Raw genomic sequence first — 10,206 nt, forward strand, 5'->3', positions numbered from 1 at the left:
ACGGGTCGGCCGACCACGTGGTGGCGCAGCGCGTCGAGCGCCGCGACCTGGACCTCGTTGCCGCGGCCGATGGTGAAGGTGAAGCCGTGGCCTTCCAGCCCGTCGCCGGCGTCCGTGCGCAGGACGAGGTAGGCGGCGGAGTAGTCGGGGTCGGGGTTCATCGCGTCCGAGCCGTCGAGCTCGCCCGAGGTGGGGAAACGGATGTCGAAGGTGTCCAGCGCGACGACGCGGGCGGTGTCCCGGGGCAACGGGTTCTCCTTTCACAGGTGAGGGTCGGTTGAGGCGTGTGGCGGGGCCGGGGTCATTCCATGAGGAACAGTTGCTCCGTCGGTGCCCACCACTGCCCGGGTGCGGCGTCCGCCACGGATTCCTGGCAAGGGGCCGTGAGGCGCCACCATGCCTGCGTCGCCTCGTCCTCGGCCATGCGGAGCATGTCCGCGTCGAAGTCGTCCCCCCGGTAGTCGAAGCAGCCGATCAGCAGGTCCCCGCACAGGTGGATCGAGTAGTTGCTGATGTGGCAGGCCCGCAACCGGTCCAGCACGGGCTGCGGGACGGCGCGGTGCAGCGCCCGGTAGTCGTCCGCCTTCCCGGGCCGGAGCCGGATCACCTGCACGACACGGCGCGTCACGCGTCGGCCCTCGTGGTGCCGGGTGGTGCGGTGGGGGGTGTCATGCGACCCTCCGGTTGTCGATGGCGTCCATGTCCCAGTCGATGCCGATGCCGGGGGTGTCGGGGGCCACGGCCATGCCGTGGTGGACGGCCAGTTCGGTGCGGGTGACGGCCCGCAGTTGGGGGATGTACTCGACGAACGCCCCGTTGGGGACGGCGGCGGCGAGACTGACGTGCAATTCCATCAGGAAGTGCGGGCAGACCTGGACGTTGTGGCTCTCGGCCAGGTGGGCGACCTTGAGCCACGGGGTGATGCCGCCGACACGGGCGGCGTCCACCTGCACGACGGACGCGGCGCCGCTCTCCAGGTAGGTGCGGAATTGCGTGAGCGAGTACATGGACTCGCCGACCGCGATCGGGATGCATGTCGCGGTCGCGAGTCGTGCGTGGCCGCTGAGGTCGTCGGCCGGAAGTGGCTCCTCCAGCCAGTACGGGTCGTAGGGCTCCAGGGCGCGTGCGAGACGCAGAGCCGAGGAGGCGCTCTGGGACTGGTTGGCGTCGGTCATGATGTGCAGCGACGCTCCGACGGCCTCGCGCACGGCCCGCAGCCGCTCGGCGTCCTCGGCGGGGTTGGGCTTGCCGACCTTGATCTTCACTCCGGCCCAGCCCGCCTTCTGGGCCGCCAGAGCCGACTTCACCAGGTCGTCGGTGGTGAGGTGGAGCCAGCCGCCCTCCGTGTCGTAGACGGGGACCTGGCGGCGGTAGCCGCCCGCCAGGCGCCACAGCGGCTCACCGGCGCGTCTGCAGCGCAGGTCCCACAGGGCCGTGTCGACGGCCGCGAGCGCCAAGGAGGTGATGGCACCGGTGGTCGTCGCCCTGGTGGCGGAGAACAGCCGCTGCCACAACGCCTCGACGTTGCGCGCATCCTCACCGACGAGGAGGGGGAGCAGGTGGTCGTTCAGCAGGGCCAGGACGGAGCTTCCGCCGGTCCCGATGGTGTAGGAGTAGCCGGTTCCCCGCAGCCCGTCCGTGGTCACGATCTCGACCAGGATCGTCTCCTGCTTGACGAACGCCTGGACCGCGTCCGTGCGGTCCGCCTCCACCGCGATGTCAGCGAGCAGTGCTGCGGCGGTCGTGATGGTGGTCATCTGGTGAGGCCCGTTCTCGGTAGTGGGACTGTGGTTGGCTAAAAGAAGGATGTCGTTCGTGAAGCGCCCTGAGGTGTTCCGTCTTCGCCTTCTTTTCGGTGTCGTGGGTGTCGGTCTCCGGCCACGAAGGAAGAGCGTGAGTCTGCGATCGCACCCATATCGCGCACTGTGCCTTGATTGGTCTGCGACACGGCCGACGCCCAGCTGCCGATCTGCGCCGGGCCTTGGCGCGACTCGCGGCCACCGTGTCGTCCTTGACTGCGGCGAGATCCTTGGGACGCTGTCGATCGCGACGATCCTCAGCGTGAGCTGGATTTGCAGCGGCGACAGCGGGCTTAGATGGGCGACCTCTCGGCCAGGACCAGGACTCTCGACAGAGCAGTGAACGGTGGCCTTCATGGCACTGTCCGCCTGGGGCGGCTGTCTCCGGTGGTCTAGGCGCAATGCCACTGACTAACAGCACCAACAAGCCGTTGACCTGCGGTGATGATGGGGCCAAAAGACTCTGGAAGGTCGCAAAGTCAGTGGTATTGGGTCTAGGCGGCACCGATGGGGCGGATCGTGCGGTACGGGGCAGCCAAGGGGGGATGCCCTATGTTTCGAGCGCTCAGCCCTTGGTGGCACCACCGGTGAGGCCTTGGACAAAGTGTTTTTGGAATGCGAGGTAGAACACCAGGACCGGCAGTGTCGCGAGGAGCATGAACGCGAAAACGGCACCGAAGTCCTGCTGGTACGGGCCGATCGACCGGAAGACGCCGACCGTGACCGTGTTGCCGGCGCCCGGGCCGAGCACGAGCAGCGGGGTGAGGAAGTCGTTCCACACCCACACACCGAGGAAGATCAGCACGCTGGCCGACGCGGGGCGCAGTAGCGGGAAGACGATCTGCCAGAACGTCCGGAAGCGGCCGGCTCCGTCCATCGCGGCGGCTTCCTCCAGCTCGCGGGGGATGGACCGGATGAAGCCCATGAAGACGAACACGGCGAACGGCAGGTAGTACCCGACGTTGACCAGGACGGCGCCCGGCATGGTGTGCAGCAGGCCGATGCCGTCGAGGATCCGCGTGATCGGAAGCATGATCACTGCGGCGGGGATCATCAGGCCGGTCAGCATGACGCTGAGGACGCCGCGGCTCCACCAGTGATCCGACCGCACGAGGTAGTACGCGGACATTGCGGCCAGCACGGTGGTGATGAGGATCGACGCTGCCGTGAGTGTGACCGAGTTGATGAGGCCGTACCAGTACAGCCCGTCCGGCCGGGACAGCACGCGCTCGACATTGTCCAGGTTCGGCTGCGTGGGTAGCGCCAGCGGGGATGCGACGATGTCGGAGCTGGGCTTGAAGACGTTGACCAGTGCCACATAGAGCGGTAGGGAGAATACGGCCGCCACACCCGTAGCCGCCAACGGGCGCGCCCACGGCGCTCGTGAACTCACAGGTTCACCTCTCGTCGTTGCAGGAGCTTCAACGTGGTCACGCTCGCCGCCGCGACGACGAGGAGCATGATCCCGGCCATCGCCGACGCCACCCCGGGGCGCTGCTCCAAGAAGGCGGTGCGGACGACGTCGAAGGCGACAGTGGCCGTGCCGTCGGTTCCGGGGCCGCCGTTGGTCAGCACGGCGATCTGGTCGTAGACCTTGAACGAGCTGATCATCAGCATCACGGTGTTGATCGTCAGTGCGGGCGCGACCATCGGCCAGGTGATCGCGCGGAACTGCTGCCAGGGGCCCGCGCCGTCCAGGCTCGCAGCTTCCTCGAGCTCGACGGGGATGCCCGAGATGCCGGCCAGGTAGACGACCACGGCGAAGCCGAGCATCTGCCAGACCATGATTCCGGCGACGGAGTAGATGGCGTAGGACGGGTCGGTGAGCCAGCCGGGTGGGTTCTGCACTCCCAGCGAGACCAGCGTGCTGTTCAGCAGGCCCTTGTCGGCCAGGATGGAGCGCCCGATCACCGACACCACAACAGCGGAGAGGATCACCGGCGTGAAGTAGAGGCCGCGCAGCAGGCTGTAGAGCCAGCCCCGCTTGCGAAGCATCAGGGCGATGCCGAGTCCCAACACGTTCGTCAGCGCCACGACGATCACCGTGATGACGACGGTGTTCCACAGGGAGTGCCGGAAGCCCTCGTTCTGGAGGAGGTAGGTGTAGTTGTCCAGGCCGACGAGCGAGGTATCCCTGCGGCTCGCGCGCTCGTCCGTCAGTCCGATGTAGAGGGTCCACAGGATGGGTGCCAGGACCATCGCGGTGAAGATCGCGAGGGTTGGCACGACGAAGACGGCGAAGGATCCCGCCGCAGACCACGTCCAAATGCGGGGCCTGCGCGTCCCCGCTCGCCCGGACGGGGACGACGTGGGCTTCGACGGGTTGCCCTCGACGCAACGGGTACCCGCCCGGGAGCGCGGGGGGTGCGTCACCTTGACAGCTCCTTGAACTTCGCGTTCAGGGTGTCGACGAACTTGGCGACGTCCGAGCGGCCGTTGAGCAGATCGATCAGCCCAGCGTCCACCTGGGGCATGAAACCCGATGGCAGAGCCGGGATGCCGCCCTCGTTGCCGAAGTTCGGGGTCACCTTCCCACTCGACTGACCCTTCTCGTACAGGCCCAGGCCGGCGTTGTAGAGCGGCGGCAGGTCGGTCGGCGGCTTGTAGCCCTTGAGCGAGACGAACAGGCCGTCGTGTCGCGCCCCGCCGTCGGCGTTCAGTTTGGAGAACTCGACGGCCCACTTCTTGGCCTTCACGACATCATCAGCCTTGGCACTCACCGAGAGACCACCACCGGTGTAGGCGGGCACGATCAGCGAGCCGTCCTTCGTCGGCATCGTGAAGACGCCGACCTGTTCCTGCTGCGCCTTGTCCGGGGACGCGGAGAACCACGATCCCATCGGGTACATCGCGCCCTTGCCCGCGAGGAAGGCGCCCTGCGCCTCGGCGTAGGTGGCCGAGAGGTTGTCGACGTTCTCCTTGCCGGCCAGCTCCTTCATCTTGGTGGCCGCCGCAACGAACAGCGGGTCGGAGAAGTCGGTCTTGCCCGCGACCAGCTTTTCCAGCCACTGCGGGTCCTTGGCGTAGACCTCGGTGGCCACCAGCTGGGAGAAGGTCCACCGTGGACCGAGGCCGTCCGGGGCTCCGCCGCCGATGACGAACGGGGTGATCCCCACAGCCTTCAGCTTGCCGACCGCGGCCTGCAGGTCGTCCCAGGTGGCCGGGGCCGAGGTGATGCCGGCCTTCGCGAAGGCCGCCTTCTGGTAGTAGACCTGCCAGATCAGGGTGTTGGTGGGCAGCTGGTAGATCTTGCCGTTGAAGCTGTTCGCGGTCGGGGCGGTCCACTCCGGCAGTTCGTCCTTGCTGAACTCCGCGAGCTTGCCGACCTCCGCCATCCCGACCGGCTCGACCGCGACCATGATGTCGGGCAGCGAGCCGGTCGAGTCGAGCTGGCGCGCGTACTCGTTGCGCTGCTCGGCGCTCGGTGCCACCAGCTTCTCGATCTTCACGCCGGGGACCTTGGCGCTGGTCCTGGCGATGATGTCGTCCCAGTACGCGGCGGTGAGGTTGGGCGTCTCGAAGGTCAGCAGGCTTAGCGTCACGTCGCCGCCCGCCGCGCTCCCTCCCGTGTTCCCGGCTCCTGCGCTGCAGCCGGTCAGCGCGACAAGTCCGATCGCCGCCGCGACCGCGGTCCGTCTGGTTACTGCTCTGCCCATGAGAGGCCTCCTAATTGTGGACCCGCAGTGGGTCGCCCAATATATAGGTAGGGTTCTTTGCAATATTGCTGTTGGGCCGCCAATCTAGATAGTGTCGTCAGGTGCGTCAAGACATCCATGCGAATCAGCGCGACACCACCCTCCCGACTGCCCGGTCGGGCGACTCCGGCCTGCTGCGCAAGCTCAACCTCGCCGCCGCGATGAAGGCATTCCTTGATGCCGAACTGCTCACGGTCAGCGACATACGCTCGACTGTCGGCGTCTCCCGCCCCACGGCTGAGGAACTACTCGCGACACTGCTGGAACAGGGCTTCATCCGGGAGGCTCCCGCGCCCGCCAACGGTGGGCGCACCCCGGGCCGACCCGCCCGGCACTACGAGGTCGCCGCCGAGAACTTCACCGTCGTGGGCATCGACATCGGCGCCCACAAGGTGGCCGTGGTCCTGTGCGACCTGCGCGGGAACGTCTTGTCGGTGCGCAGGCGCAGCGTCGACCCCGACGTCGGGCCGGCCGGTCGCATCGGGATCGCCGCGCGCCTGATGAAGGCCGCTGTCCGGCAGACCGGGACGAGCTGGGACCATATCCGCGGGGTGGCCTGCGGCCTCACCGGCGCGGTGACCGCGGGCGCGGTGGTCAGGGACATCCGCACCCTGCGCGCAGGCAGGGATCTGGACGTCTACTCGCTCCCGGGCTTCGACGAGATCGACGTGGTCGCGAAGATCTCGTCGTGCTTCGAGCGCGACGTCCTGGTCGCCAACGACATTCACCTCGCCGCGGTGGCTGAGCGGTGGCAGGGCGCTGCCGTCGGTGCCCGCGACCTGGTCTACATGCACGCCGGTCGCCGTCTCTGGTCCGCGATCGTCATCGACGGGCGCATTCACACCGGACGCCACGGCCTCGCTGCACACGTCGGCGCCATGAAGCTCCTGGGATGGCCGGAGGCGATGGAGGCACTGGATCGCGAGGCCCACAGACTCGCGGACTCGACCACCGAGCGGTCCACCGGCAACCAGGTGCGGGCCGTCTTCGCCGCAGCGGCGAACGGCGACCGCAGCGCGGCGCGTGCCGTGGACCGCGTCGCCGAGGCCCTCGCCCTGGGAGCCTCGACCCTGGTCCACGCCATCGATCCCGACCTCGTCGTACTCGGCGGCGGCCTGTCCCGTACGGGGGACGTGCTGGCCGAGCCGTTCGAACGACACCTCGCCGCGACCTCATTCGCCACACCGGAGTTCCGCGTGTCCCTGCTCGGGGACGAGTCCGTCGCGCTCGGCGCCGCCCGGCTGGCCCTCGACGACTTCGAGGCGCGCCTGCTCGCCATACCTGCCTGACGCTCCATCCACAACGAAGAGGTCCAAAATGATCGAACCAGGACGTGTGGTCGCACCTGCGCCCACCAACCCCGTCTCAGTCTCCGGCCAGGCCGGGACCGAGACTACGACGATGGTCCTGCTGCCGCGGGCCGATGGCCTGCCCGACATCGGGTGGCTGGGACTGGACCTGCAGGCTGCCGACGTCCGGGCGCTGACGGCGGCCGCCTCCGTCGAGACCACGTCCTGGAACTGCTGGCTGATCGGCTCACCGGTCGGCCTGCTGCCGGAGCACTCGCGCGGCTACCTCGGGCGCCCCGCCCTGCTCGGCCACCGGGTCGGCCCCGAAGGCCCCGGAAGCGACTGGTCCACCGCATTCGGTCCGGCGTCGGTGCGCGGCGCTGACGGTTCGCTAGTGGTCGAGGCAACCGACAAGGCGGCGGGCCTCGACCTGCGCTTCGAGGCCGAAGCCGTCCGAGGCGGAGGGCTTCGGCTCCGACACCTGGTGACCAACACCGGTCAGGGTGCCTATGTGCTCGACGCACTCGACATCGTCGTCCCCGTGCCGACCGGCGCGAGCGAGATCCTCGACTTCACCGGGCGCTGGGCCCGCGAGCGGCAGCCCCAGCGCCGGGCCGTCGCGGACGGCCAATGGGTCCGGGAGCACCGCCGCGGTATGCGCGCCCTCGACGGCACCGGCCTGGTCGTGGTCGGCACACCGGGCTTCGGCTACCGTGACGGTGAGGTGCTCGGCGTCCACCTCGCCTGGAGCGGCAACCACCGGTACACCGTCGAGCGACTCAGCTCCGGTACCACCGTGGTCCGGGCGGGCGAACTTCTGCACCCGGGCGAGGCCGTCCTCGCCGAAGGAGAGACGTACGCGATGCCATGGGTCCACGTGACCGCTTCGGCACACGGCCTCGACGGCCTGGCGGACTCGACGCACCAGTACGTCCGGTCGCTCACCGCACACCCCTGCCAGCCCACACCCGTCATGTTCAACCCGTGGGAGGCGGTGTACCTCGACCACGACCTCGACACGCTGTCCGCGATGGCCGACCTCTCAGCCGAGCTGGGCGCCGAACGCTTCGTACTCGACGACGGGTGGTTCGCCAACCGCGTCTCCCTCGACGATGGACTAGGCGACTGGACCCCGGACCCTTTGGCGTGGCCGGACGGCCTGACACCGCTCGTCGACCGCGTGCGCGGAAACGGCATGGAGTTCGGACTCTGGTGGGAGCCGGAGGCCGTCAATCCCTCCTCGCAGGTCTATCGGGAACACCCCAACTGGATTCTGCGCACGGGCGACCGGACGCCCGTCCTGGAGCGCAGCTGCTACCTGCTCGACCTCGCTCGGGACGACGTACGAGCCCACCTGCTCGACGCCTTCGACCGTCTGATGGCGACTCACCGGATCGACTTCGTCAAGTGGGACCACAACCGCGACCAGATCGACGGCGGCCACTCTCACGGATCCGGCCGGGCCGCGGCGCGGCGCCAGACTCTCGCCTTCCGCGAACTTCTCGACGAGCTGGCCCGCCGCCACCCCGGCGTAACGTGGGAAAGCTGCGCCTCGGGCGGCGGCCGGATCGACCTGGACATCTTCGAGCGGGTCCAGAGCGTCTGGGCCTCAGACATCACCGATCCGCTGTCCCGCCAGCTGATCCAGCACTGGACCGCCCAGCTCGCACCGCTCGAGTACCAAGGCGCCCACGTCACCGCGCCACTCTCCCACCAGACCGGCCGGGCAAGTACGCTCGACTTCCGCGCGGCCACGGCGTTCTTCGGGCAGTTCGGCGTCCAGTGGGACCTCACCTCGGTGCCGGCCCACGAGCTGGACCGCCTCGCGCGCTGGATCGACCTCTACAAACAGCACCGCGCCCTCCTCCACAACGGCCGGTTCACCCGCGTCGAGCTGCCCGAGGGGCTTCTCGCACACGGGGTCGTCGCCCAGGACAGGTCGGAGGCGGTCTTCTCCTACGCGCAACTGGACGACATCGTCCCCGTCCCACCGCGGCTACGTGTCCCTGGGCTCGCCCCTGACCGGACCTACCGCGCTACGCTGGTCACCCCACCCAAGCCGACAGTGACGTGGACGGTGGCCGGTATTGAGGCGTCCGGTGCGGCGCTGGCGGCGCTCGGCCTGCCCGGCCCGGAGCGCAAGCCCCAGAGCGCGGCGCTGGTCCACCTGCGCGTGCTGTGACGGCATCCGGCAGACCGGCCGGACACCGCGAGGACCCAAGAGCCCCGCGGCGTCCGCGGGGCTCCTGCTGTGGTCGGGCTATGGGACGCCTGACGGCGCCGAAACGGTGGACACGCGGGACCGGTGGTCACGTTTAGAGTGTCTCCCGGCTGACCCGGCCGCGAAGAACGGCTGTATGAGGTCGAAGTCGCCCGAGCCCAGCATGCCCCAGTAGGCGAACCAGTCCTACACGCTCGTCGTCGACATCCAGATCATGGAGAACGGACTTGCACCCCGCCGTCGCTGGTAAACGCAACGGCGTTGATCATTATCGTGCGGCAACTCGTTGCACGATCCTTCAGGCAGGCGCGGGCGGTGCAGCTCAGGCCGGCGTCCAGATGTCGAGGTCGGCGTCGCGGCGGTGCCGCCTTGCTGCCGGGCTCGCGGCACGCTGGAGTGCGGCGTCTACTGCCTCGGCGCAGGTTGTCGCCCATTCGATGAAGCTCTGGGTGCCGCAGACACCGTCGGGTGCGCGGATGGGGAGGGTGACGATCCAGCAGGGCTTGGCATCCGAACTCGCCCAGTCGGCGAGGCGCGCGGCGCGCCGTGCTTGGGCGGGGATGACCGCTGAAGCAGCTAGGCGAGTCGGACATGGGAGTCTCCGTAAGGTGTCGCCAGGGGATGGTAGGTGGCGTGGGTCGGGCCGGGACTACTGAGGGTGGGCCGGCCATGGGGGTGCTGCGCCGTCGCCTGTCCACCTACCCGGCAGGGCTCTCTGTCAGGTGGCGGGTCAGTCGCAGGTGGCGCCACCGCCAGACCGCGGCACGACCGATGCCGCGCTCCGACGTCGCCTGATCGACGGTTGTGAAGCCCCGGCATCCCCACGTCAAGGTATTTGCATAATTAATGTCCAGCTGTACCTTCAGCGCATGACAGAGCAGATGTGCCGCCGTTTCCACGGCAAGGTGGCTGTGATCACCGGCGCGGCCGCCGGTATCGGCGCCGCGACCGCGCGGCGCCTGGCCGCGGAGGGCGCGGCGGTGGTGATCGTCGACATCGCCGACGCCGCGGGCCGGGCGGCGGCCGAGACGATCACCGAGCAAGAAGGCATCTCATTTGGATAGCCGTCGGGTGCAGATGAGGGCGGCTGCGATGCTGGCGAGGGCGGCGAAGTGGTCGGCCTTGCGTTCGTAGCGGCGGTGCAGCCGGCGGAAGCCGCCGAGCCAGGCGACGGTGCGCTCGATCACCCAACGGTGGCGGCC

Annotated in this window: 8 protein-coding genes and 2 pseudogenes; 3 read left to right on the forward strand and 7 right to left on the reverse strand. The window is 68.7% G+C overall.

The window, feature by feature from the left end:
- From ACFWOG_RS35755 to ACFWOG_RS35780, 6 genes and pseudogenes are all read right to left on the reverse strand, one after another.
- Positions 1 to 248, reverse strand: a pseudogene (locus tag ACFWOG_RS35755) (fuconate dehydratase); the annotation flags it as partial.
- A 53-nt stretch (positions 249 to 301) separates the two neighbouring features.
- The gene (locus ACFWOG_RS35760; RefSeq protein WP_380363499.1) at positions 302 to 628 is read right to left on the reverse strand and encodes an L-rhamnose mutarotase; all 327 of its coding nucleotides are present in this window, start codon (positions 626 to 628) and stop codon (positions 302 to 304) included.
- 40 nt (positions 629 to 668) lie between these two features.
- Complete coding sequence (locus tag ACFWOG_RS35765; protein ID WP_380363501.1) at positions 669 to 1,757, reverse strand: mandelate racemase/muconate lactonizing enzyme family protein; 1,089 nt, start codon at positions 1,755 to 1,757, stop codon at positions 669 to 671.
- A gap of 607 nt (positions 1,758 to 2,364) precedes the next feature.
- Positions 2,365 to 3,192 (reverse strand): carbohydrate ABC transporter permease, encoded by an 828-nt coding sequence (locus ACFWOG_RS35770; protein ID WP_380363503.1) that lies wholly within the window; start codon positions 3,190 to 3,192, stop codon positions 2,365 to 2,367.
- A complete protein-coding gene (locus ACFWOG_RS35775) occupies positions 3,189 to 3,998 on the reverse strand; it encodes a carbohydrate ABC transporter permease (RefSeq protein ID WP_380363511.1) in 810 nt (269 codons plus the stop codon). The genes ACFWOG_RS35770 and ACFWOG_RS35775 overlap by 4 nt, the downstream gene beginning before the upstream one ends.
- 170 nt (positions 3,999 to 4,168) lie before the next feature.
- Positions 4,169 to 5,455: an ABC transporter substrate-binding protein gene (locus tag ACFWOG_RS35780; RefSeq protein ID WP_380363505.1), complete on the reverse strand. Its 1,287-nt coding sequence runs from the start codon at positions 5,453 to 5,455 to the stop codon at positions 4,169 to 4,171.
- Between the two features lie 101 nt (positions 5,456 to 5,556).
- Here ACFWOG_RS35780 and ACFWOG_RS35785 point away from each other — a divergent pair, with 101 nt between their 5' ends.
- From ACFWOG_RS35785 to ACFWOG_RS35795, 3 genes and pseudogenes are all read left to right on the forward strand, one after another.
- Positions 5,557 to 6,783, forward strand: coding sequence for an ROK family protein (locus tag ACFWOG_RS35785; RefSeq protein ID WP_380363507.1), 1,227 nt, complete (start codon positions 5,557 to 5,559; stop codon positions 6,781 to 6,783).
- A gap of 112 nt (positions 6,784 to 6,895) precedes the next feature.
- Positions 6,896 to 8,965, forward strand: a complete 2,070-nt coding sequence (locus tag ACFWOG_RS35790; RefSeq protein WP_380363509.1) for an alpha-galactosidase — start codon at positions 6,896 to 6,898, stop codon at positions 8,963 to 8,965.
- Between the two features lie 908 nt (positions 8,966 to 9,873).
- Positions 9,874 to 10,053, forward strand: a pseudogene (locus tag ACFWOG_RS35795) (SDR family NAD(P)-dependent oxidoreductase); the annotation flags it as partial.
- 3 nt (positions 10,054 to 10,056) lie between these two features.
- Here the strand turns inward: ACFWOG_RS35795 and ACFWOG_RS35800 are convergent.
- The coding region (locus ACFWOG_RS35800) for a transposase (RefSeq protein ID WP_380363513.1) at positions 10,057 to 10,206 on the reverse strand (150 nt) is incomplete at its 5' end.

Source organism: Kitasatospora sp. NPDC058406 (genome assembly GCF_042722765.1).
Classification (GTDB): domain Bacteria; phylum Actinomycetota; class Actinomycetes; order Streptomycetales; family Streptomycetaceae; genus Kitasatospora.